Raw genomic sequence first — 24917 nt, 5'->3', positions numbered from 1 at the left:
TTATGAGTTACCTTGGAACTACCCAAACCTTATTTGTAAAAGAAGTCAGTAATGAAGGTGCCTATTTAGATGGCCATGACTTAGGTGAAGTATTTTTACCTAAACACGAGATTAAACATGAACTTGAAGCTGGCGATAGCATCAGCGTTTTTACATTTTTAGATAACGCAAACCTGCCAACAGCAACAACTAAAAAACCACACGCACAAGTCGGTGAATATGCCCTACTGCGCGTTAAAGAAATAAACAGCATTGGTGCTTTTTTAGATTGGGGTTTAGAAAAAGACGTGCTTGCACCGTTTAATGAACAAAAACCGCGTATGCAAGAAGGTTACTCGTATTTAGTCCGTTTATACCTAGATAATGCCAGTCAGCGAATTTGTGCTTCAACCAACTTTAATCGCTTTTTATCAAAAGACGAGCCGCAATATAGCCACTTGCAAGAAGTCGATTTAATTGTGGCAGGTAAAACCGATATCGGCTACAAAGTACTTATTGAAGAGTCTCATTTTGGTGTTGTATTTTACAACATGGTATTTAAAAATCTATTTGTTGGTCAAAAGCTCAAAGGGTTTATTCAAAAAGTGCGTGAAGACGGAAAAATTGACGTTATACTTGAAAAGCCAGGTATGGGTAAAGTCAGTGAACTTGGCGAAAAAATTATGGAAAAACTAAAAGATGAAGGTGGCATCTTAGCCATAGGCGATAAATCTGAACCTGAATTAATTAAAAAAGTTTTCTCGACCAGTAAAGCAAACTACAAAAAAGCCATTGGTGGGTTATTTAAACAAGGCTTAATTGATATTGAAGCTAAGTCTATTCGTTTAAAATAATTCTATAAAAAAGCCACCTAGGTATAAACTTAGGTGGCTTTTTCGTATTTAAAATTTATAACTTAATGTTTTTGTAAGGTAAGGTACAACGTGAATATTGATTTGAATATTCAATTAATTCTTTTTTAGATGTCATATTTAATGGCGCTAATCTAAATACTTTTTTTGTACACTCATTCTGCATTTCATCGTGTACATCAACACATTCTCTACTACTTATATCAAGTCCTGCTAAAACAGCTTCATTTGTATAACATAAATGCTGAGCATAGTTTTGGGCGATTTTTTTAAACTTAAATAAATCAACGGGGTAATCAGATACCAAATCGGTAACATTCGAAACATCATCATACATTTTGGTTGAAAATACATATTTATTAACAGCAAAGCCACTAATGATAATTACCACTACAAACATTATTAAACGCAAAGTTAGTTCCTCACTGCATAGCCGTAACTAAATGTAGCACAAACAAAAAGAGTTGTAATAAACTCCTTATAATTATGCATACTTTAAATTTAAGCTATTGATTTATTAACATCATTTAATACTTCTACAGGGTTTTGTGCCTGAGTAATCGGACGCCCTATTACTAAATAGTCACTGCCAGCTTCAATCGCGTCTTTAGGGGTCATAATACGTTTTTGATCGCCCGCATCACTGCCAGCAGGACGAATACCTGGGGTTACGAGTTTAAATTCTTTGCCTAAAGCCGCCTTTAAACTTTGTGCTTCTTGTGCAGAACAAACCACACCATCAAGCCCTGCTTGCTTTGTTAGTTTTGCTAAATGCATAACTTGCTCTTGTGGTGATTTAGTTATACCTAAACGCCCAAGCTCAGTTTCATCCATGCTGGTTAAAACGGTCACGGCAATCAATAAAGGAGCTTTATCACCAAATTGTTCGAGTGCCTGCTTTGCTTTATGCATCATTTCAAAACCACCACTTGCATGAACATTAACCATCCACACGCCCATTTTAGCTGCAGCGGTTACTGCTTTAGCAACAGTATTTGGGATATCATGAAATTTCAAATCTAAAAATACATCGAAACCTAAATCAACCAGCTCTTTAACAAATTCAGGGCCAAAATATGTGAACATTTCTTTACCCACTTTTAATCGACAGGTATCCGGTGATAACTGTTTCACAAATGCTAAAGCAGTTTGCTGATCATCATAATCAAGAGCGATAAGAATTTTTTTTGATTGTTCGAAAGACATAACTATCCTACTAGTGAGCGAAAAGTATAAAGATTAAAATCCGTCTAAGCCTCTGCTAGGCACAATGGTTTCCCAATGTTTACACGAAGGGCAATTCCAATAAATGGTGTAACTTGTAAAGCCACAATGCTGGCATTGAAAGTCAGGCTTGGTAGCAATATATGAGGTAACAAGTTTATCTATTTGATTAAGCACATCTTTGGTATTTTTATTTTCGGCGCTCATTAACTGCAGTAAAAAACTAAAGCCACGGATGGTAGGTTGACGTTTTAAACTGTCGGTTAAAAATTCAAAGGCTTGTTCAGTGTGACCTTGCTCAAGCAACGCTTGGCAATGCTGTATTTTTATCATTACCCCACCCTTATCTAATAAGTCGTTCACGAGTTCATGAAACTGATGGGTTAGTTTAAGTTGCTTATAACTATGCGCTAACTTATCAATAAATAATGGCGCAAAAAAGGTAAATTGACAGATAAGTTCTCGCCAATAATAAATTGCTTTTACGTAATCTTCTTTTGTATAGGCAGACAAACCAAGCTCATATAGAGGCCTGATTGTTTTAAAGTTTAAGCTAATAGCTTTGCGCATAAGTTGAGGATTATTACTGGTAATAGCATATTCACAATAAAAGTTTGCGATGGCTTTGAAGTGTTGTTCTTTTGAAAAAAGCTCAGTATGCGCTTCAAACATACTAATGCCTTTTTCCCATTCACGGGTCTGTGAATATAAGGAAATAATTGGCTCAAGAGCATCTTCATGGTTATTTTTTACCAGCCATATTAAATGTTCTTCTGCGCTATCGAGTAAACCTGCCATAATATAGTCTTCTGCTAATTCTAACCGACTATTGGCAGCTTGTTTTTCGTTAAGGCTTGGGTGTTTTAATAGCAATTCATGAATTTTTATTGCGCGGTCAAGCTCGCCACGGCGGCGAAACATAGTGGCTAATGTAGAATAGTGTTCTACAGAGTCAGCAGCTACTTCGAGCAAATTAATTAAATGCTCAAGCCCCTGATCTTCTTCTCTGTCCAGTAAGAACTTTAACCCTTTACTGTATTCAGAAGTGATTTCTCTATTAAATTGATGAGCCTGATTTTTCGCACTGTTTTTTCCCATGATCCAGCCATAACCGGCGGCGACAGGAAGCAGTAAAAACAACAGCTCAATCATAATTAGGTATCTTTGTTGGCAATACGCTTTTTATTATCTTTTTCAGGCGTTAATTGCTTTTTTAAACGGTAATTTTGCCACTTTAATTGCGTAAACAATTTAAAGCTCACAAAGCAACCCACTACAACACCTAACAAAAAGCAGATACTTATTATAACGGCTAAAGGTAATGTATTACTGGCTATTATGTAGTTAATTTGTGTTAATTGTGGATTTTGCGAACCCAATACAAATGCACCAATTAAAAAAAGTGCTGCCAGAATAATTTTTAATACCTTGAACAAGTAACTACTCCAATAAATTTACTAAGCAATGCTCTCGTTTACACGGTCACGTAGTTCTTTGCCTGGCTTAAAATGAGGTACATGCTTACCATCTAACTCTACAGTTTCACCTGTTTTAGGATTACGACCTGTACGAGGTGCACGGTAATGCAAAGAGAAACTTCCAAAACCTCGGATCTCAATACGATCTGAAGAAGATAATGAGCCGGCCATTTGTTCAAGAATTTCTTTAACAGCGTTCTCAACATCTTTCACAGGAATATGTGCGTGTTGTTCAGCAAGTGTTTCTATCAGTTCTGACTTAGTCATAGCGTTTCCTTAAAAGAAATAGTGGAAGGGCATAAACTGCCCTTCCAATTAAAAGACTATAATTAATTAGTCTTTTTGTGCATTTGCGAAAGCAGCTGCCATTGCGTTTTCGAACACTGGCTCTTCTTTCTTAAGCTTCTCTAGTACTTCTTTCTCTTCTGCTTCGAAAAGAGCTTTAACAGATAAGCTTAAAGTGCGGTTCTTACGATCAACACCAACGTATTTAACTTCGATTTCGTCGCCTACAGAAACAACAGTAGTTGCATCTTCAACGCGCTCTTGAGCGATATCAGCTACACGGATGTAACCTTCAACGCCTTCGATAAGTTCAACAGTTGCGCCTTTCGCATCAACTTCAGTCACTTTACCTTTAACAATAGCACCTTTTTTGTTCGCATCAAGGTAGTTATTGAATGGGTCAGCTTCGATTTGCTTAACACCTAGAGAGATACGTTCACGCTCTGGGTCAACTTGCAATACGATAGCAGTGATTTCGTCGCCTTTCTTGAATTCACGTACAGCTTCTTCGCCAGGTGTATTCCAAGAAATGTCTGAAAGGTGTACAAGACCATCAATACCACCGTCAAGACCGATAAAGATACCGAAGTCAGTGATTGATTTGATCTTACCAGTAACTTGATCGCCTTTGTTTTGTAGACGAGCAAATTCCTGCCAAGGATTAGCAATACATTGCTTAAGACCAAGAGAAATACGACGACGTTCTTCGTCGATTTCAAGAACCATAACTTCAACAGTGTCACCAAGTGAAACAACTTTTGAAGGGTGGATGTTCTTGTTAGTCCAATCCATTTCAGAAACGTGTACTAGACCTTCAACGCCTTCTTCGATTTCTACGAAGCAACCGTAATCAGTAAGGTTAGTTACACGACCAGAAAGTTTAGAACCTTCTGGGTAACGACCAGCGATAGCTGCCCATGGATCTTCGCCAAGCTGTTTAAGACCTAGAGATACACGAGTTTTATCTTTGTCGAATTTAAGAACTTTAACTGCGATTTCGTCGCCAACATTAACGATTTCTGAAGGGTGCTTAACACGCTTCCACGCCATGTCAGTAATGTGTAGTAGACCATCAACACCACCAAGGTCAACGAATGCACCGTAGTCAGTAAGGTTCTTAACGATACCTTTAACTTCTTGACCTTCAACAAGGTTAGCAAGAAGCTCTTCACGTTCTTGTGAGTTTTCTGATTCGATAACTGCACGACGTGAAACAACAACGTTGTTACGTTTTTGATCAAGCTTGATTACTTTAAATTCAAGCTCTTTGCCTTCAAGGTGAGTTGTGTCACGTACTGGACGAACATCAACAAGTGAACCAGGTAGGAAAGCACGGATTGAATCAACTTCAACAGTGAAACCGCCTTTAACTTTACCGTTGATAACACCAGTAACAGTCTCTTGCTCTTCACATGCTTTCTCAAGACGGATCCACGCTTCGTGACGCTTCGCTTTCTCACGAGAAAGGATAGTTTCACCGAAACCGTCTTCGATTGCATCTAGTGCAACATCTACTTCGTCGCCAACAGCAACTTCTAGTTCACCAGCAGCATTTTTGAACTGCTCTGCAGGGATAGCACTTTCTGATTTAAGACCAGCATCTACAAGTACAATGTTGTTCTCGATTGAGATTACTGTACCTTTAACGATAGAGCCTTGCTCTGCTTCAAAACCCTTTAAGCTTTCTTCAAATAACTGCGCAAAATTTTCTGACATACGAATATACGTCTCATATATTAATACCAATAAGCAACCATGCTGCATGGGGTTGTTAAAATAGCACTGGCGTCCTGCTGGTGCATAAAATGTGTTTAGCTTCGTTTAGGAAGCTTACCTTCAGAGATGCTTGAATCTAATAAAGTTATAACTTTATCAAAGACTTGCTGTGCGTTGAGTTCGCTAGTATCAAGCTCAATCGCATCCTCTGCAGGTACAAGCGGCGCAACGGCGCGATTCATATCGCGATCATCACGTGCTTGAATGTCTTGTAATAGACCACTTAGTGTAACATCAAGCCCGCGCTCATTCAACTCAACAAAACGTCTGCGAGCACGTTCTTCTGCACTTGCGGTTAGAAATATCTTTAATGGCGCATCAGGAAACACAACAGTGCCCATATCGCGACCATCAGCAATTAAGCCATTTTCAGTTCTAAACGCACGCTGGCGACGAAGTAACGCTTCACGAACTCGTGGCAATGCCGCAACTTTGGACGCTGCAGCTCCCACTTCTTCATTTCGAATAGTGGTTGTTACATCTTCGCCTTCTAAAATAATCTTTCCTGCATTAGCATCACTGTCTATCAGAAACTGCACATCAAGATTTGCAGCTAGTGGAACCAGTGCTTCTTCGTTATCTAACGCAATTTGGTGATGAAGTGCTGCAAGTGAAAGTACGCGATAAATTGCACCGCTATCTAACACATCCCAGCCTAATTTTTCAGCCAATAAGCGACAAACAGTTCCTTTACCAGAACCACTTGGGCCATCTACGGTGATTACGGGCATTAATAACGCCGGCATTTAAAACCTCCTTCAATGCACACCAAAATAAACCGCCACATTATACGTCAATTATTAAAGATTATCCGCTTTTAGTATGTAACTTTTTATAAATACTTATAAATAGCCTATTTACTGACAGATGCTAACACGTTGAAAAATGTTGGGAATGTCTTATAAGTACAGGCCGGATCGTTAATCGTGATTGGCTTACCCCCTACCGCCACCATTGCAAAGCACATGGCAATACGGTGGTCATCATAGGTATCTACAGCCACATTATTAAATTGTTTTGGCGGTGTGATCTCAATAAAGTCATGCCCTTCAACTACTTCAGCCCCTACTTTTTTAAGCTCAGTAGCCATAGCGTGTAAACGGTCAGTTTCTTTTACTCGCCAGTTATAAATGTTGCGAATTGCCGTTGGCCCTTTTGCAAACAAGGCAACTGTAGCCAGGGTCATTGCAGCATCAGGTATTGCATTCGCATCAATATCAATACCGTTAAGCTCACCTTTACGAACAACTAAACGTTCGTCATACCAATCAATTTTTGCACCTACTTGCTCCATCACTTTAGCAAAACCAATATCACCTTGAACTGATTTAGCACCGACGCCTTTAATTTCTATTTCGCCGCCGGCAATTGCTGCAGCAGCAATAAAGTAAGAAGCAGATGAAGCATCCCCTTCGACCATAATTCGCTCAACGGCTTGATACTGCTGTGCACCTTTTACAAAAAAAGTACTGTAATTATCATGCTCAACGGTGACACCAAAACGCGCCATTACATCAAGAGTAATATCAATGTAAGGCTTAGACACTAACGTGCCTTTAATTTTAATTTGAGTATCACCTTTAAATAACGGTGCAGCCATAAGCAACGCAGTTAAAAATTGGCTTGAAATACTACCGTCAATTTCGACTTCACCACCTGCTATTTGCCCACCAACAATTTTAAGCGGCGGATAATCTTTATTTTTTAAATAACTAACATTACCACCTAAGGCTTGCAGTGCATCAACTAAGTGGCCAATTGGTCGCTCTTCCATACGTGGCTCACCAATTAACTCATACTCCCCAGCAATCGCTGCAAGCACGGCCGTTAAAGGACGGTATGCTGTACCTGCATTACCTAAAAACAGTGCTTCAGTTGGCGTTTTAAATACGCCACCTACACCTTCTACGGTCGCGATGGTTCGCTCATCATTAAGTGTCACATTCACACCGAGCTGCGCTAAGGCGCCCAACATATGACGAATATCATCACTGTCTAATAAGTTTTCTACAACCGTAGTGCCGTTTGATAGTGCAGCCAATAATAGAATGCGATTTGACAAGCTTTTCGAACCCGGCAGAGTAACACTGCCATTAACCTGTGAAATAGGCGCTAAAGAAAGTTGCTCCATTAGCTGTTCTCCTTTGCGAAAGCCGCCATAAAATCAACTAATGCTTTAACTCCTTCCAGTGGCATTGCGTTATAAATACTCGCGCGCATACCGCCAACAATACGGTGCCCTTCAAGCGCTAATAAGCCCGCTTCTGTTGACTCTTTAACAAACTTATCATTTAGGCTTTCATCAACTAACCAAAAAGGCACATTCATACGTGAACGACAATGTTTTGCTACCTTGTTGGTGTAAAAATCAGACTCATCGATAAAGTCATAAAGCAGCTGCGCTTTGGCAGTATTATGTGTTTCCATGGCTTTAACACCGCCATTTTGCTCAAGCCATTCAAATACTTCAGCTGCTAAATACCATGCAAATGTAGGTGGAGTGTTAAACATACTGCCTTGTTTTGCTTCAAGTGCGTAATCTAAAATACCTGGCTTAGCTAGCCCTTCACGCTCAAGTAGCGTTTTACGAACAATTACGATAGCAATACCCGATGGGCCGATATTCTTTTGAGCACCTGCGTAGATTAAATCAAATTGATTAACGTCAATTTCGCGCGATAGAATAGTCGACGACATATCGGCGACAATCGGTGCTGTTGGGTGACTGGGTACATCAAAAATCTCTAGACCATCTACAGTTTCATTTGGGCAATAATGAATATATGCAGCATCGGCTGGTAAAACCCAATCGGCTACCTGCTTGATAGAAAATAAGCCATTATCGTCATTACGTACGTCAATAGTGTGAGTTTGAGTAAACTTATCAGCTTCGCTAGTTGCACTTTTTGACCACACGCCGTTTTCACAATACACCGCTTTTTTTCCATCAACGTGGAGGTTTAAAGGTACGGCACTAAATTGTCCTCGACCGCCGCCGTGCATAAACAGCACTTCAAACTCATCACTAATATTCATTAAACGACGCAGACTAGCTTCACACTTAGCCGTTAATGCTAAAAATTCTTTACTGCGATGGCTCATTTCCATTACTGAAACACCAAGCCCTTGCCAGTCTAAAAACTCTTTTTGTGCTTTTTGCATGACAGCCGGTGGTAGCATTGCAGGACCCGCACAAAAATTATAAATACTCATTACCTTTTCCTCATTCCAGTAATCTACTGTTTAACTTGAATTAAACTAATTCAAGTGTCTTTAGTTTTTTTCAACCACATAAAAAAAGCGGCCAAGGCCGCTTTTTTCAATCTCAATTATTCTGAAGGAGGATTGTCATCCGCTACTTCATCTATAACCGTATCTACTGTTTCAACGTCTTCGATATCAATCAAGTCACTTTCAGTCACTTCAATCTCTTCTATACGTTGTAAACCAACTACTTGCTCTTCGTCAATAGTTCTGATCAAAATAACACCTTGGGTGTTACGTCCAACCGTAGAAACTTCATTAACGCGAGTTCGTACTAAGGTACCACGATTCGAAATAATCATTATTTCGTCGTTGTCATCAACTTGAACAGCACCAACAACGGCACCATTACGCTCACTCACCTTAATTGATACAACACCTTGTGTTGCACGACTCTTAGATGGGTAGTCTTCAAGTTGAGTACGCTTGCCGTAACCATTTTCTGTTACTGTTAATATTGCACCATCATTCTTAGGTACAATCAGTGATACAACACGTTGTTCGTCTGGCATCTTAATACCACGAACACCTGTTGCAGTACGACCCATAGGGCGTACACCTTTGAAGCGAATCTCAGGCTTACCTTCTTCATCAAGAACAGGGTTACCATTTTCATCAACTACCGTGGTTTCTTCAGCTTCTTTAAAGCGTACAACTTTACCCCCATCAGTGAACAACATAATTTCGTTGCTACCATCGGTAATATCAACACCAATTAAGCTATCACCTTCGTTTAAGTTAACGGCAATAATACCGCTAGCACGTTGACGGCTGTATGCAGTCAATGGTGTTTTCTTAACCGTACCAAATGCTGTCGCCATAAAGATGTATTTATCATCTTCATAATCGCGTACCGGCAAAATAGCAGTAATACGTTCATCTGCTTCAAGCGGTAATAAGTTAACAATTGGCTTACCGCGCGCTGCGCGACTTGCAAGTGGTAACTGATACACTTTAAGCCAATATAATCGACCCGCAGTAGAGAAACATAAAATAGTATCGTGCGTATTGGCAACAAGTAGACGTTCAATGAAATCTTCATCTTTCATCTTGGTTGCTGACTTGCCTTTACCACCACGACGCTGCGCTTCGTAATCACTTAACGCTTGATACTTAACGTACCCTTCGTGTGATAAGGTCACAACCACGTTCTCTTCGTTAATTAAGTCTTCAAGGCTAATATCGTGTGCAGCTGCATTAATTTCAGTGCGGCGCTCATCACCATATTGTTCTTTAATTTCAACTAACTCATCACGAATAACTTCCATTAAACGTTCCGGACTTGCCAAAATGAATAATAGTTCAGCAATTAGGTCTAGTAACGATTGGTATTCAGTAAGAATTTTTTCGTGTTCAAGACCTGTTAGTTTGTGCAAACGTAAGTCTAGTATTGCTTGAGCTTGTTGCTCAGAAATATAGTACTGACCATCACGAATACCAAGATCGCTTGCTAGCCAATCTGGGCGGGCAACATTGTCTTCACCTGCTTTATCAAGCATGGCTTTAACATTACCTAATTCCCAAGGACGCGCTGTTAGTGCAACTTTTGCTTCAGCAGGTGTTGGTGACTTACGAATAAGTTCGATAATTGGGTCAATGTTTGCCAGTGCAATCGCTAAACCTTCTAGCGTGTGCGCACGGTCGCGGGCTTTGCGTAAATCAAATACCGTACGACGGGTAACAACTTCACGACGGTGAATAATAAATTCTTCAAGCATTTCTTTTAAGTTGAAACACTTAGGTTGGTTATTAATTAACGCAACCATATTCATACCAAACACAGTTTGTAACTGAGTTTGTGAATAAAGGTTGTTCAAAATAACTTCACCTACGTCACCACGTTTGATCTCGATAACGATACGCATACCGTCTTTATCTGATTCATCACGTAATGCGCTGATCCCTTCAATTTTTTTATCTTTAACTAGCTCAGCAATTTTTTCAATCAAACGGGCTTTGTTAACTTGGTAAGGAATTTCATGAACAATAATCGTTTCGCGGCCAGTTTTCTCATCGGTTTCGATGTCAGCACGCGCACGCATGTACACTTTACCACGACCGGTTTGATAGGCTTGTTCAATGCCTTTTTTACCATTAATAATGGCCGCAGTTGGGAAATCAGGCCCTGGGATGTAATCCATTAACTCAGTAATAGTTAATTCAGGGTTTTGAATAAGCGCTAAACAGCCATTCACTACTTCTGTTAAGTTGTGTGGCGGGATATTTGTCGCCATACCAACAGCAATACCTGACGAACCATTAACTAACAGATTAGGTATTTTAGTCGGTAACACATCAGGAATTTGTTCTGTGCCGTCGTAGTTAGGCACAAAATCAACCGTTTCTTTTTCAAGATCGGCTAATAATTCGTGCGACATTTTTGCCATACGTACTTCTGTATAACGCATTGCCGCTGCTGAATCACCATCAACCGAACCAAAGTTACCCTGACCATCAACTAGCATATAACGTAGTGAGAATGGCTGAGCCATACGTACGATGGTGTCATAAACTGCACTGTCGCCGTGTGGGTGGTATTTACCAATTACATCACCGACCACACGGGCCGATTTTTTGTAAGGCTTGTTCCAGTCATTACTAAGCTCGTTCATTGCAAACAAGACGCGGCGGTGAACAGGTTTTAAACCGTCACGTACGTCTGGTAATGCACGTCCTACAATTACACTCATGGCGTAATCTAAGTAGGAGTTTTTTAACTCGTCTTCAATATTGACTGGCAGAATTTCATTGGCGAGATCAGTCATTTGATATCACATTCCTTCAGTATCAGCTCTTAACAACCCAGTATTAGGTATTAAGAGTGTTTGTTATTATTTCTAAGCAACCATGCTATCACAATTAATTTTAATTTACAGGCGCAAAACTTTGCGATTTATCAATTTAGCCCTATATAATGGCCTCAGATTGACGAGGAAGTATTTTATGACCGAACATCAAAATGTAGATAACGCAGAAATAGCAAAGTTTGAAGCCATCGCAGAGCGTTGGTGGGATTTAGAAGGCGAATTTAAGCCGCTTCACGAAATTAATCCATTACGATTAGATTTCATCGCAGACAAAACTAAAGGATTATTTGACAAAGAAACCCTCGATGTAGGATGTGGCGGCGGTATTTTAAGTCACAGCATGGCGCGAATGGGTGCAAAGGTAACAGGTATCGATATGGGGCAAGAGCCTTTAACTGTCGCTAAGTTACACAGTTTAGAAACAAGTGTACCCGTTGAATATATAAAAGTACCTGCTGAACAATTTGCTGATGAGCACCCTGAGCGCTTTGATGTGATTACTTGCATGGAAATGTTAGAGCACGTTCCCGACCCTGCTTCTATTATTCATGCGGTCGCTAAATTAGCAAAACCTGGGGCGGATGTATTCTTCTCTACCCTTAATAAAACCCCTAAAGCTTATTTATACGCTATTGTCGGTGCAGAAAAACTGTTAAAAATGGTGCCTGAAGGTACCCATGACCATAAAAAGTTTATTAAACCTGCGCAATTAATCGCATGGGCAGAACAAGCAGGCTTGAAGGTACGTGCCAGTGCAGGATTAAGTTACAACCCACTTTCAAAGCAATATACGGTTAATGATGACGTCAGCGTAAATTATATGCTGCACTTTGAGAAGTTAGCGTAATGGCAAGCTTGCAAACACCTACTAGCCCAATTGAATATCAAGCATTGCTGTTTGACTTAGATGGCACTTTACTCGATACCGCTGATGATTTAGGCGCCGCGCTAAATAGTGTGCTGCATAATCATCAACAGCCCTTAGTGGGCAGTGATATATATCGACCCGCAGCTTCAAATGGCGCAGCAGCATTACTTGCTGCTGGTTTTAAAGAAGCTTGGACGCAACAACCGCAAGAGCAACTTTTAGCAGAGCTAGTTGCACACTACGCTGCCAATATTGCCACCCATACCCAATGCTTTGTAGGTATAGAACAGTTACTCATTGCCCTTGATAATAAAGGGATCCCGTGGGGCATTATGACAAATAAGCCTGGCTTTTTAACCGATCCTTTAGTCGAGGCGATTCCTGCATTAAAAAATGCTCAAATTGTGATAAGTGGTGATACCTTAGCTGAATCTAAGCCCTCACCCCTTCCTTTATTACATTGTGCTGAGCAAATGAGTGTTGATCCTTCGCGCTGCCTATATATAGGTGATGCACAGCGAGATATACAAGCAGGTAAAGCTGCGAATATGCACACCGCTACCGCACTGTGGGGATATGTACCGAGTATAGACGAAGCATTGGCTTGGAATGCAGATTTTAATTGGCATAGCCCTATAGATGCATTCAACCACATATAGTGCCATGTTAATTAATAAACACTACATATTGTGATTGTGTTAGTTTTTACGCAAAGCTTGATGATAAAAAAAGCAGACGAAATTTATTTTTAAAAAGCGTAAATTTAATCTTTCCTTAGTTGATTTTTACAAATTTCAACTTAACCGAATGATCAAAGGTTAATGCCTACTAACACAATTACGTTATCCCAACGTTATCCACAATGAGAGCGGTTTCTGTCCCTTGCAAAAGATCACAGACCACACTATCTTGTGATCTCTAATTTGAACAACACCAGATATTGTGGCTAAATGTTATTCGATTAAATTTACCTATGCGGTGGAAATAACAATAAAAGAATAGGCACTGGGCGTTTTAAGTGCACTCATTGGTCAAAAATATTTAATTCCCAAGGAATACAGGCAAAACTATGAACCAACAGTTATCTGTAAGCAAACGTGACGGCCGTAAAGAGCCGCTTGATCTAGACAAGATCCATCGCGTTATTGAATGGGCCGCCGAAGGTTTAAACAACGTTTCGGTTTCACAAGTTGAACTTAAATCGCATATTCAATTTTATGACGGTATTCGTACTAAAGATATTCATGAGACGATTATCAAAGCCGCTGCGGATCAGATCTCAAAAGAATCACCTGATTATCAGTATCTTGCTGCTCGTTTAGCTGTATTCCATTTACGTAAAAAAGCGTATGGCCAATTTGAGCCACCGCGCCTTTTTGACCACGTTACTGACATGGTTGAACAAAAACGCTACGATGCACATTTGCTTGTTGATTACACAGAGCAAGAACTTGATGAATTAGATGCTTACTTAGATCATTCACGCGATCTTAACTTTAGCTACGCAGCAGTAAAACAGCTTGAAGGTAAATACCTAGTTCAAAACCGTGTAACCGGTGAAATTTACGAAAGTGCACAGTTTTTATATATATTAGTTGCGGCAAGCTTATTCTCAGATTACCCACGTGAAACGCGTATTGATTACATCAAACGTTTTTACGATGCGGTCTCATTATTTAAAATTTCTTTACCTACACCAATTATGTCGGGTGTACGTACACCAACGCGCCAATTTAGCTCATGTGTACTGATTGAGTGTGGCGACAGCTTAGATTCAATTAACGCGACATCATCAGCGATTGTTAAATACGTTTCTCAACGTGCCGGTATTGGTATTAATGCCGGACGTATTCGTGCATTAGGTAGCCCTATTCGTAACGGCGAAGCGTACCACACAGGTTGTATTCCTTTTTATAAGCATTTTCAAACAGCCGTTAAAAGTTGTTCGCAAGGCGGTGTACGTGGCGGAGCCGCTACTTTATTCTACCCGCTTTGGCATTTAGAAGTAGAAAACCTACTGGTACTTAAAAACAACCGTGGTGTTGACGATAACCGCGTACGTCACCTAGACTACGGCGTACAGTTTAATAAATTAATGTATTCGCGTTTAATTAAAGACGATTACATTACCTTATTTAGCCCTTCAGACGTGCCGGGCCTTTACGACGCATTCTTTGAAGATCAAGACGAATTTGATGCACTTTACGTAAAGTATGAACAAGACGAGTCAATTCGTAAAAAACGTATTAAAGCCATTGAACTGTTTTCTATGTTTGCTCAAGAACGTGCCAGCACCGGTCGTATTTACTTACAAAATGTTGACCACTGTAATACACATAGCCCATTTATTTCGAAAGTGGCGCCTATTCGTCAATCTAACTTATGTTTAGAAATTGCATTACCGACTAAGCCACTGAACAATGTAAATGATGAAGAAGGTGAAATTGCCTTATGTACCTTGTCTGCATTTAACTTAGGCGCGATTGAGTCACTGGATGAATTAGAAGAGTTAGCTGAGCTTGCAGTACGTGCACTAGATAACTTACTTGATTTCCAAGACTACCCAGTACCGGCGGCAAAAAATGCCACTATGGGACGTCGTACCCTAGGGATAGGTGTGATTAACTACGCTTACTACTTAGCTAAAAACGGTAAGCGTTACTCAGATGGCAGCGCAAATGCACTCACGCATAAAACATTTGAAGCGATTCAGTACTACTTAATGAAAGCATCTAATGAGCTGGCAAAAGAGCGTGGAGCATGTCCTAAATTTAACGAAACTACGTACTCACAAGGTATTATGCCAACAGATACGTATAAGCGTGATTTAGATAAAATTTGTGATGAACCACTGCACCTTGATTGGGATACGTTACGTGCCAACATTAAAGAGCACGGTATGCGTAACTCAACGCTGAGCGCATTAATGCCATCAGAAACATCATCGCAAATCTCAAATGCAACCAATGGTATTGAGCCACCACGTGGCCATATTAGTGTTAAAGCAAGTAAAGACGGTATTTTAAAGCAAGTTGTTCCTGAGTACGAACGCCTTAAAGATAACTATGAGTTACTGTGGGATATTCCATCAAACGATGGTTACTTACAATTAGTAGGCATAATGCAGAAATTTATCGACCAAACAATTTCAGCAAATACTAATTATGATCCAAACAGATACGAAGGCGGTAGAGTACCTATGAAAGTCTTACTAAAAGACTTACTCGGTGCCTACAAGTTAGGTGTTAAAACACTGTATTACCATAATACCCGCGATGGCGCATCAGATGCTCAAGAAGACACTCCAGAAGTGGAAGATGATGATTGTGCAGGCGGCGCGTGTAAAATTTAATAGTTAAACTTAAAGCGGGCGCCCTGCCCGCTTTGTCCTGATAGTTTTAGTGATAGTTTTTTGAGTGATAAACATGTCTTATACTACTTTTAGCAGAAACCATAATAACCAAATGCAAGAGCCAATGTTTTTTGGTCAAACCGTTAACGTGTCACGTTACGATCAACAAAAATACCCTATTTTTGAAAAACTAATTGAAAAACAATTGTCTTTCTTTTGGCGACCTGAAGAAGTTGATGTAAGTAAAGACCGTTTAGACTTTCAAGCGCTTCCCGATCACGAGAAGCACATATTTTTAAGCAACTTAAAATATCAAACGCTGCTTGATAGTGTTCAAGGTCGTTCGCCTAACGTAGCGCTATTACCGATTGTGTCTATTCCTGAGCTAGAAACATGGATTGAGACATGGGCGTTTAGTGAAACTATTCATAGTCGTTCGTACACCCATATTATTCGTAACGTAACCCAAGCACCTGAACTCATTTTTGATGACATTGTTAGCAATGACAAAATAAGTGAGCGTGCCGATGCGGTAACTACTTATTATGATGACCTAATCAATTCTGTATCGCTTTACAACCTATACGGTGAAGGCAAACACGAAATTAATGGCCAAACCGTGGTAGTTAATTTATTTGAGCTGAAAAAGAAATTGTACCTGGCAATGATGTCAGTGAACATTTTAGAAGCCATTCGCTTTTATGTGAGCTTTGCTTGCTCATTTGCGTTTGCCGAGCGTGAATTGATGGAAGGTAATGCTAAAATTATAAAGCTTATTGCCCGTGATGAAGCACTCCACCTTTCAGGTACTCAGCATATTTTAAATATCATGCAAGATGGTAAAGATGACCCTGAAATGGCGATTGTTGCCGCACAGTGCCGTGAAGAAGCAATTAAAATGTTTGTTGAAGCCGCAGAGCAAGAAAAAGAATGGGCCGAGTACCTATTTAAAGATGGCTCGATGATTGGTTTGAATAAACACATTCTATGTCAATATGTTGAGTACATTACCAATGCGCGTATGACCGCGATTGGTCTGCCTGCACAGTTTGAAAATAACAGTAACCCTATTCCATGGATCAACTCATGGTTAGTGTCAGATAACGTGCAAGTTGCTCCTCAAGAGGCCGAAATAAGCTCATACTTAGTTGGTCAGATTGACTCACAAGTAGATGCCGATGAATTTGGTGACTTTGATTTATAATGACTGATAGAACCACTGCAAGTATCACACTTGCAGATAACAGCCAGCGCATTGATTTTGCCGCTGGCTGCCCTTCTCTTTTACATTGCCTTGAATCAAATAAGATTGATGCCGCTTACCAATGCCGTGAGGGATATTGCGGTGCCTGTCGAGCAACACTTGTCTCTGGTCAAGTTAATTATAATGAAGAGCCGTTAGCGTTTGTTCGCGATGGTGAAATACTCTTGTGTTGCTGCAAACCAAATGGTGATATCAGTATTAATTTAAAGTAAGTAACTCACATTAAGCGTATTTAATAGCACGAGAATAATATATAACAGCTAGGTTTGTACCAAACCTGTATGCCGTGTTTTTAAACTCAAACACGCCTACTAGTACAGTGTTATTTACTCTGAATATTCTGCAGGCACAAATCGGTAATGACCCGTAATTGTATACGCAAAAAGCATATCGCTCATTTCTGGTCCACGACCAATATTATGCACAATAAGCGGGTTGCCGCTGCCCTGCGCTATTTCATTAACGACCATACCAATATGCGGTAAATTACCTGGCAGCATCCAACTAACTATGTCACCGGCTTTATAATCCTCTGCATTAAGCGATTTAGTTAACACTTTTGCATGGCGCTCGAAGTAGACCTGTAAGTTAGGTACACGTCGATGGTCAATGTTTTTATCTGGCTTGGTTAATCCCCAAATACGTTTGGAAGGATATGCGCGAAAATTGTTCTGCATGTCTTCGTGTACTAACTTTTGCAAATCAACACCAAGCTGTCGGTACGACCTAATTAAAACATCAGTACACACACCAATATTAGCGGGCACATCACCACCAGGGTATTCAAGCTTATGATAGGCGCCATCGTAAGTTACTGGTTGTGTTGTTCTATAGATTAATGCATTAACGATATCATCATCAAAAGAGCTCGCCTGCACATGAAAAGCAAATAGGGCTAGTGGATAGAGAAAAAAACGTGACATATAAATTCCTTTTATAATTTTAACTAAAGCTGTTGCGTAATGTAGTCAGGGATATTAAATTTATTTCCATTACTGGTATAATGCTCATCAAGTTCATAGGCCATTATTTCAAGTGGAGCATCATTGTAACCAAACGTTTGGATTTCATTGATGTAGCGCATTATAAAAGCGTGCGCACCGAGTTCACGCCATTGAACTACATGAACAAGCTCATGAAAGTGCACTCTTAAATTATGCACAGCGCTGGGTAATATATAATATGTATTCTTATAGGTTATTCCAGCTACATCCATATCAATAAAATTGCTTAAACCAAGTTCACGCAAACCTGTAAAGTCAGGTTTAGGAATTTTATCAACAACTACATAAAATGCAGTTTTCAAAAATTCATTTGGGTAAAAGCCCTCAAACTCGTTAGCAAATTTTTCACAGCATATTCTTTTATGTGCATACACGCTATTCGTTTTATCAATCCATTGTTCTATTTGCGCTAGCATTTTTTCTCCAAAAAATTACTCGATAAGTTATTTATAAGTATTTTATGAAGTTGAACTTTATCTTCTTCATAAAAAAGCGCCAAGTGTATAACTACTGCCGCTGATTATTAATAATGACTATAAAGTTTCCTAACCTTCTTCTTCAACGAGTGACTCTAATAGCTCATGGATCTCTGACTTTAATTCTTTGTCTTCAATTTTATTCGCACTGACTTTTGCATCTTGTAGGTTTTTAATCGCCGCTTCTTTATCACCCAGCTCAAGCTGCAAAGTAGCCATAGAAAATGCAACCGACGACATATGATCTTTGTTATTAATTTCTATCGACTTCTGCAACGCTTTTTCGTAAGTCTCAATAGCGTCTTCTAGCTCTTCGGTAAAATCTGCTAGAGTTTCCCACTGTACAGGGTGATCTTTAGCGGTATTTTCGTTTTCAATACAAATTGCTTTGAGCTCTGCATATAAAGATTCAAACTGTTTAGTATCATTTTTATTGGCAGCTGCCATCAACTTTTCTGCTAAATCGTGAACCGCTTTGTATACTTTAGTATTCATAATTACTCGCTACCTTAATTAATGCGCCTATTTAATTTTTTACAGCGCTGTGTCAGAAACCTATTATCTAATAATACATTATTATTAAGCGCCGCGTTGTTACAAAAGTAGTATAAGCAACAAAAAGCACTGTTTAGTTTATTGACACGGATATTAGAGTGCTACACTTAATGCTTACTATTAACAGCAACAGTAAAAATCTACCCTATGCAAAATTGCAATCAATGCGGTAAGTGCTGTACCAAATATGGTGCGGCAGATTTAGATACTAATCAGGATGAAATTGAAATGTGGGCGTTATTCAACCCTGAAATATTTCAATACGTTAAAAACGATCAATTATGGTTTGACCCAACGACGGGTGAGCAATTAACGCAATGCCCATTTTTAGAGCTTGCCAATAAAGCATCCCCTGAAGAAAAAGATAAATATACTTGCAGTATTTATCATGACCGACCCCAAGATTGCAGGCATTATCCGAGTTTAATTTCAGAAATGATAAACGATGACTGTGAAATGCTCGAACCAGTCGATAAGCAAAATCATTTTAAAGCACAAAAAAAGTTAGACATACTGATGATAGACAGTCGCTCTTAAATTTAACTGTAATAATACCGTGCTAGATTAAATTTATCGCTCTATTGTGTTATTCAACGCAAATTTTAAAGTTATAGTATAACATTGTTGATAGCATAATTTTGTAGTGTTATATTATATCACAACAACCACGAATTGAAGTAACTATGACTAAGCTAACACTCATATCCTCAGCACTACTGTCTGTTTTGTGTTCTCACTCTGCACTTGCTGCGACGATTAACGGCACGGTAACAGACACAAAAAAGCAACCCATTGCCAATGCCACAATTCATGTTCATGGTAAGTCAAAAAGCGTGCAAAGTAATGCACAAGGCCAGTTTAGTATTGACATAGATTCTAAGAGTCAATTACATATCAGTAAAGATAACTACCTAGATTCTCGTATATCGCTTGAAAATACAGACAACACTATTGATGTTACTTTAAAGCCAACTTCGGTTGAAACTGTTGTTGTATATGCCTCTGCCCTGCATAAAAATAGCTTAGAAATGATTTCACCAGTAAGTGTGCTATCAGGCGATGAGCTAAAAAATAAAGCTAAGCCGACGCTAGGTGAGACACTTAAAGGCATACCAGGCGTTAATGCTAGTTATTTTGGCCCTGTTTCATCAAGTCCGATTATCCGCGGCTTAGGTGGTCCTCGAGTTAAAATTACACAAAATGGTTTGGATAGCAGCGATGCGTCTCGCATTGGACCTGATCACGCTACATCAAGTGACAGCCTAGCGGCAGAGCAAATTGAAGTGTTACGTGGCCCAAGCACTCTACTTTATGGCTCTGGTGCTATTGGTGGTGTAGTCAATGTGGTTGATAACCGTATTCCAACCAATAACATTGACTCTCTATCTGGAGCTGCCCAATACACACACGATACAGTTTCAAATGCGAATACCTACGCAGCAAAACTAGAAACGGGTAGCAATAACTTTAATTTCCATTTTGATGGTACTAAACGCAGCGGTGATGATTACCAAACACCTCGTTTTAACTTACCAGATGAACATGAAGAAGGTGAAAAACATGTTGAAGGCGATGAAGAAACAGCCACTTCAGTTGAAAATACCTTTATAGACAGCGAAACAGTAAATTTTGGTACGAGTTATGTGGGTGATCATTTAACCATTGGATTTTCATACGGTAGTATCGAAACAGATTATGGTATTCCTGGCCACTCACATGATCATCATGAACACGACCATGCGCACGAAGAAGCAGGCGAGCATGAAGGTGAAGAGCACGAAGGTGAAGAGCACGAAGGTGAGGAACATGCAGAAACACCTGTTTATGCTCATTTAGAACAAGACCGTTGGCAGGGGCTGGTAAGTTATGCATTTCATGATAACTGGATTGAGTCAATCAACCTACGTCTTGGTTACACAGACTATACCCATAGTGAAATTGAAGACGGCGCTATTGGCACCACTTTTAGTAATGAAACCACTGAAGCACGTTTCAACGTAGAGCATCAATTAGGCCAATGGCATGGCATGATTGGCTATCACTATAGTGAGTCTGATTATGACGCGATTGGTGAAGAAGCCTTTACACCTGCAAGTATCACGACGACTCATGCGCTATATTTACTTGAAGAACGCAAGTTTGGTGACGTCACCGTAGAACTTGGCGCCCGTTTAGAAGATTATGAGATAAAAAGTGATGTAGATACGCATCAGCACAGCCATGATGACGAACCTGTATCAGCAGATGAAACTGTTAACTACACCAAAAACTTTACTAATCTAAGTGCCTCAGCAGGTGCGATTTGGGAGTATATGCCAAGTCACAACCTAGCCGTTAGTTTGTCACATTCAGAGCGTGCACCACTTTCAGCGGAGCTACTCTCTAATGGTGTGCATATTGCTACCGGGACTTATGAACTTGGTTTGGGTTACCATATTGAAGGTAACGAAGCGCATTTTGAGCCTGAAGAAATTAAACAAGAAACATCAACTAATCTAGATATTAGTTTACGTCGCTTTAGTGGAGACTTTGGTTACACTGTCAACTTCTTCTATAACGATATTAAAAACTTTTATTATCAGCAAAACACAGGATTAGTGTTTGATGAAATGGATGGTTTTAAACCTGCAGCCAATGGTCACAGTGACGCAATTGATGTTTATCAGTTCACAAGTAAAGATGCTGAACTGTATGGTTTTGAATTTGATGTACATTATCAAATAAACCCCAGCGCCATGGTAAAAGTATTTGGTGACTCAACTCGTGCTAAGCTAAAAGATAATGAAGGTAATTTACCACGCATTCCTGCTAATAAATTGGGCTCAGAACTGCAATACACCCTAGGTAGCGCACAATTTACCCTAACAGGAACACATTATTTTGAGCAAAATAATATTAGTGCATACGAAACAGCAACAGATGGCTATACATTGATTGATTTGCAAGCCAATTATCAGCTTGATTTAGGTGCAGTTGACACACAGCTTTACCTAAGTGTTGACAATATTACTGATGAACTTGGTTTTGTCCATAGCTCGTTTATTAAAGACACCGCGCCACTTCCTGGTCGTAACTTCCAATTTGGAGTAAGAGGCTACTTTTAAACAAAGATCAGTTTAATGAGACAATAAAAAACCGCATTCATATTAATGAATGCGGTTTTTTCATAACTAAATGTTATGTACGTTCTAATTAAAGAATTGCGTGTAACTCAACGTCGAATACAAGTGTTGAGTAAGGTGCGATTGCTGCACCGGCACCACGTTCACCATAAGCAAGCTCATGAGGAACGTATAAACGCCACTTAGTACCTACTGGCATCATTTGTAATGCTTCAGTCCAACCTTTGATCACGCCGCCCACTGGGAATTCAGCAGGTTGACCGCGCTCGTATGAGCTGTCAAAAACAGTACCGTTTACTAAAGTACCGTGGTAATCAACACGTACTGTAGACTCAGCAGTTGGCTTCTCGCCTTCACCTGTTGCAAGTACTTCGTACTGAAGACCTGACTCAGTTACTGTAATTTCAGGACGTTTTGCGTTTTCTTCTAAAAATGCAATGCCTTCAGCAGCGAGTACTTTAGCTTCTTCTTCACGACGAGCTTGGATCTCTTCGTTAATTTTTTCAAATGCAGCTTGGATCTCAGGGATCTCAACTTGAAAAGCACTGCCTGCATACGCATCTTTCATGCCTTCAAATACTGAATTTAAGTTTAAACCTTCAAAAGGATTAGCCTTAAGTTGCTCACCCATTTGTAAGCCAATACCGTAACTTGCTTTTTCAGCATCTGTAGTAAAATTATCTGACATAATGTGTTATTCACGTTTTGTTAGTTAAAAGACCCGTATATGCTATCACAAAATAAAAGGTCTTTGGTGCTAGTTTTTATTGAGTTTTTCTTTAATTAAACCAATAGCAAAGGTACACACAGGCAAACTGAGCAAAATTCCAACAAGTAAGCTCATCGACAATAATCCAGCCACACCGACCAGTAAAAGAGGCACAGCTACTAAACCGATAATGCCAATATAAAACGCGCCCCATACAGGCCAATAATTATCGTATTTTGTAATTAAATGCCCCGATAAAATATTAAACCCGATGCCATATAATAAGGTCATTATTAGTGCGTCGTCTGGATATGCATCAATAGCCATTTTTTGTAATAACGATATGGCGCTTTGGTAACAATAACCAAACACAGTCCATAGAAGAATGTGCTTAAGTAAACGTTTAGAAAAGGATAATTCCGGGGACTGTGACATTATAAATGCTCCAGATAGCAAAAAACCGCCAATAAGGCGGTTTTTTAAATAATGGTGGAGAGATAGGGATTTGAACCCTAGAGGGGCTATAAACCCCTGCCGGTTTTCAAGACCGGTGCATTCGACCACTCTGCCATCTCTCCGTACGGCGCGCATAATAAGATCATACGCTTAGCTTGTAAAGCCCTATTTTAATAAAACCGGCTAAATAGTTAAATATAAACCGCTTTAGTTATCAATTAGCCATTATTAGTAATATTGCTTAGGCCTACGAGCAATCCAAGAGCACACTAAACAGACCAATAAGCTGGCTGTTAAAAATGCAATACTTTGAAATATTAAATCGAAGCGATTAAGGTCATCGCTCGGGATCACAACCAATACAAATGAAGGCAGTACAGTGAACAGTAAAACATAACAACATATTTTAAAGGCTCTGCCAAAATCAAACCGTTTCGATTGTTGCATCCACCAAGTTAGCAATACCAGCACCCCTATTGCTGAAGCAGCAATAAAATGCTCAGCTTGAGTGCTCATTGCAACATAAAATGTCGCAAGCGCGCCAACTACACCCCAGATTGACCAAGCAAACCAGTTTTCTTTTTCACGTAAAAATAAATTTCCCATCATTTTCGTCTTCTTTATCGTTATTATTGGTAAGACTTTCCATACATTACCAAAAAACAACCGATTAAAAAACAAACTGAAGAAGATTTATTACGTTTAGTGCTTCCGTGCGCTTCTCGCAGCTACAATATTAACCGCAGTAGTGTAACACGATTAACTTAATGAATTATGACTATATTGAATATAAAAAGTTCATACTATTTCTACAAAAAACTAAAATAATTTTCTGGTTTGTGCCTTGGTGACTTTTTGCATTCAATTGCCGGCGTCCCTAAATATAAATAACCGACTATTTCATCATCATCATTTAAGTTAAGCGCCTGTTTAACACTGGGGCTTTGTGCAAAGTAACCCGTACGCCAAATACCGCCTAACCCCTGAGCGAATGCGGCTTGTTGCATTGCCAATACGCCACAACCTGCGCTTTGTACTTGTTCAATTCTAGGAACTTTTGGGTGTGGTTGATATTTTGCAATCGCAATAATAATCATGGGTGCTCTAAGCGGTAACTCCTTAGCGCGATTAATTACTTTTTCAGCCTGCTGCTCTGCTATAGCGCTTTGATAATAAATTTCACCTAACTTATGACGCGCATCACCTTGAACAATAATATATTGCCACGGTGCAATACAGCCATGATCGGGCACTCTCAACCCAGCCTGCTGAATAATGTTTAACTGCTCTTCATTAGGCCCTGGCGCTGTCAATTTTGCATCAGATTTGCGAGTGAGTAAAAGCTCAATAGCATCCATAGTGTGCTCTCAAAATTCAAAACGTAAGAGTAACATTTATAAGTAAAAAATAAACACTGCAGGGTTAA

Annotated in this window: 25 protein-coding genes and 1 tRNA gene; 8 read left to right on the top strand and 18 right to left on the bottom strand. The window is 39.6% G+C overall.

Annotated features, from left to right (window positions below; genetic code table 11):
- Positions 1-2 precede the first annotated feature (2 nt).
- On the top strand, positions 3-833 hold the full coding sequence (locus AC0VZ5_RS07555; RefSeq protein WP_010389931.1) for a CvfB family protein: 831 nt from the start codon (positions 3-5) through the stop codon (positions 831-833).
- Positions 834-888: 55 nt separating this feature from the next.
- Here AC0VZ5_RS07555 and AC0VZ5_RS07550 read toward each other — a convergent pair whose 3' ends face one another.
- The 10 genes from AC0VZ5_RS07550 to gyrA form a co-directional block, all read right to left on the bottom strand.
- The gene (locus AC0VZ5_RS07550) at positions 889-1263 is read right to left on the bottom strand and encodes a hypothetical protein (RefSeq protein ID WP_171039639.1); all 375 of its coding nucleotides are present in this window, start codon (positions 1261-1263) and stop codon (positions 889-891) included.
- 89 nt (positions 1264-1352) lie between these two features.
- A complete protein-coding gene (pyrF, locus tag AC0VZ5_RS07545; protein ID WP_138608482.1) occupies positions 1353-2057 on the bottom strand; it encodes an orotidine-5'-phosphate decarboxylase in 705 nt (234 codons plus the stop codon).
- A 33-nt stretch (positions 2058-2090) separates the two neighbouring features.
- Positions 2091-3227 (bottom strand): lipopolysaccharide assembly protein LapB, encoded by a 1137-nt coding sequence (gene lapB, locus AC0VZ5_RS07540; protein WP_138608484.1) that lies wholly within the window; start codon positions 3225-3227, stop codon positions 2091-2093.
- Positions 3228-3229: 2 nt separating this feature from the next.
- On the bottom strand, positions 3230-3511 hold the full coding sequence (locus AC0VZ5_RS07535) for a lipopolysaccharide assembly protein LapA domain-containing protein (RefSeq protein ID WP_008114742.1): 282 nt from the start codon (positions 3509-3511) through the stop codon (positions 3230-3232).
- A gap of 21 nt (positions 3512-3532) precedes the next feature.
- A complete protein-coding gene (ihfB, locus tag AC0VZ5_RS07530; protein WP_024600987.1) occupies positions 3533-3820 on the bottom strand; it encodes an integration host factor subunit beta in 288 nt (95 codons plus the stop codon).
- 66 nt (positions 3821-3886) lie between these two features.
- The gene (gene rpsA / locus AC0VZ5_RS07525) at positions 3887-5554 is read right to left on the bottom strand and encodes a 30S ribosomal protein S1 (protein ID WP_002961176.1); all 1668 of its coding nucleotides are present in this window, start codon (positions 5552-5554) and stop codon (positions 3887-3889) included.
- A 95-nt stretch (positions 5555-5649) separates the two neighbouring features.
- Positions 5650-6360: a (d)CMP kinase gene (gene cmk / locus AC0VZ5_RS07520; protein ID WP_475474716.1), complete on the bottom strand. Its 711-nt coding sequence runs from the start codon at positions 6358-6360 to the stop codon at positions 5650-5652.
- Between the two features lie 107 nt (positions 6361-6467).
- Positions 6468-7745: a 3-phosphoshikimate 1-carboxyvinyltransferase gene (gene aroA / locus AC0VZ5_RS07515; RefSeq protein WP_475474715.1), complete on the bottom strand. Its 1278-nt coding sequence runs from the start codon at positions 7743-7745 to the stop codon at positions 6468-6470.
- Positions 7745-8827: a 3-phosphoserine/phosphohydroxythreonine transaminase gene (serC, locus tag AC0VZ5_RS07510; protein ID WP_138608490.1), complete on the bottom strand. Its 1083-nt coding sequence runs from the start codon at positions 8825-8827 to the stop codon at positions 7745-7747. Before serC ends, aroA begins: the two co-directional genes overlap by 1 nt.
- A 116-nt stretch (positions 8828-8943) precedes the next feature.
- On the bottom strand, positions 8944-11643 hold the full coding sequence (gene gyrA / locus AC0VZ5_RS07505; RefSeq protein ID WP_475474714.1) for a DNA topoisomerase (ATP-hydrolyzing) subunit A: 2700 nt from the start codon (positions 11641-11643) through the stop codon (positions 8944-8946).
- A 178-nt stretch (positions 11644-11821) separates the two neighbouring features.
- Between gyrA and ubiG the strand changes: the two genes are divergently transcribed.
- From ubiG to yfaE, 5 genes are all read left to right on the top strand, one after another.
- Positions 11822-12532, top strand: a complete 711-nt coding sequence (gene ubiG / locus AC0VZ5_RS07500) for a bifunctional 2-polyprenyl-6-hydroxyphenol methylase/3-demethylubiquinol 3-O-methyltransferase UbiG (RefSeq protein ID WP_054200873.1) — start codon at positions 11822-11824, stop codon at positions 12530-12532.
- Positions 12532-13212, top strand: coding sequence for an HAD family hydrolase (locus tag AC0VZ5_RS07495; RefSeq protein ID WP_475474713.1), 681 nt, complete (start codon positions 12532-12534; stop codon positions 13210-13212). The genes ubiG and AC0VZ5_RS07495 overlap by 1 nt, the downstream gene beginning before the upstream one ends.
- A gap of 410 nt (positions 13213-13622) precedes the next feature.
- A complete protein-coding gene (nrdA, locus tag AC0VZ5_RS07490) occupies positions 13623-15905 on the top strand; it encodes a class 1a ribonucleoside-diphosphate reductase subunit alpha (RefSeq protein WP_138608496.1) in 2283 nt (760 codons plus the stop codon).
- 73 nt (positions 15906-15978) lie between these two features.
- Positions 15979-17109: a class Ia ribonucleoside-diphosphate reductase subunit beta gene (gene nrdB / locus AC0VZ5_RS07485; RefSeq protein WP_138608498.1), complete on the top strand. Its 1131-nt coding sequence runs from the start codon at positions 15979-15981 to the stop codon at positions 17107-17109.
- Positions 17109-17381 carry a class I ribonucleotide reductase maintenance protein YfaE gene (gene yfaE / locus AC0VZ5_RS07480; RefSeq protein WP_475474712.1) on the top strand — a complete coding sequence of 91 codons (273 nt, stop codon included), beginning with the start codon at positions 17109-17111 and terminating at the stop codon, positions 17379-17381. Before nrdB ends, yfaE begins: the two co-directional genes overlap by 1 nt.
- Before the next feature lie 114 nt (positions 17382-17495).
- On the opposite strand, the gene AC0VZ5_RS07475 is transcribed toward yfaE, so the two are convergent.
- From AC0VZ5_RS07475 to AC0VZ5_RS07465, 3 genes are all read right to left on the bottom strand, one after another.
- Positions 17496-18092, bottom strand: coding sequence for a DUF1287 domain-containing protein (locus AC0VZ5_RS07475; RefSeq protein ID WP_138608500.1), 597 nt, complete (start codon positions 18090-18092; stop codon positions 17496-17498).
- A gap of 23 nt (positions 18093-18115) precedes the next feature.
- On the bottom strand, positions 18116-18589 hold the full coding sequence (locus AC0VZ5_RS07470; RefSeq protein ID WP_464708744.1) for a hypothetical protein: 474 nt from the start codon (positions 18587-18589) through the stop codon (positions 18116-18118).
- A 129-nt stretch (positions 18590-18718) separates the two neighbouring features.
- Positions 18719-19144 carry a tetratricopeptide repeat protein gene (locus AC0VZ5_RS07465; RefSeq protein WP_010389912.1) on the bottom strand — a complete coding sequence of 142 codons (426 nt, stop codon included), beginning with the start codon at positions 19142-19144 and terminating at the stop codon, positions 18719-18721.
- A 207-nt stretch (positions 19145-19351) separates the two neighbouring features.
- Between AC0VZ5_RS07465 and AC0VZ5_RS07460 the strand changes: the two genes are divergently transcribed.
- Positions 19352-19741 (top strand): YkgJ family cysteine cluster protein, encoded by a 390-nt coding sequence (locus AC0VZ5_RS07460; protein ID WP_138608504.1) that lies wholly within the window; start codon positions 19352-19354, stop codon positions 19739-19741.
- 146 nt (positions 19742-19887) lie between these two features.
- On the top strand, positions 19888-22308 hold the full coding sequence (locus tag AC0VZ5_RS07455) for a TonB-dependent receptor (protein WP_475474711.1): 2421 nt from the start codon (positions 19888-19890) through the stop codon (positions 22306-22308).
- Between the two features lie 88 nt (positions 22309-22396).
- Here the strand turns inward: AC0VZ5_RS07455 and AC0VZ5_RS07450 are convergent, their stop codons facing one another.
- The 5 genes from AC0VZ5_RS07450 to AC0VZ5_RS07430 form a co-directional block, all read right to left on the bottom strand.
- Positions 22397-23014, bottom strand: a complete 618-nt coding sequence (locus AC0VZ5_RS07450) for an FKBP-type peptidyl-prolyl cis-trans isomerase (protein ID WP_008112467.1) — start codon at positions 23012-23014, stop codon at positions 22397-22399.
- A gap of 69 nt (positions 23015-23083) precedes the next feature.
- Positions 23084-23407 (bottom strand): hypothetical protein, encoded by a 324-nt coding sequence (locus AC0VZ5_RS07445; protein WP_010389909.1) that lies wholly within the window; start codon positions 23405-23407, stop codon positions 23084-23086.
- 115 nt (positions 23408-23522) lie between these two features.
- Positions 23523-23613, bottom strand: a tRNA-Ser gene (locus AC0VZ5_RS07440).
- A 106-nt stretch (positions 23614-23719) separates the two neighbouring features.
- The gene (locus AC0VZ5_RS07435; RefSeq protein ID WP_041709037.1) at positions 23720-24097 is read right to left on the bottom strand and encodes a hypothetical protein; all 378 of its coding nucleotides are present in this window, start codon (positions 24095-24097) and stop codon (positions 23720-23722) included.
- 203 nt (positions 24098-24300) lie between these two features.
- Positions 24301-24849, bottom strand: a complete 549-nt coding sequence (locus AC0VZ5_RS07430; protein ID WP_475474710.1) for an NAD(P)H nitroreductase — start codon at positions 24847-24849, stop codon at positions 24301-24303.
- Positions 24850-24917: the final 68 nt, after the last annotated feature.

Source organism: Pseudoalteromonas sp. QJM3NY_12 (genome assembly GCF_056173165.1).
This window is presented reverse-complemented; position numbering and strand designations above follow the sequence as displayed.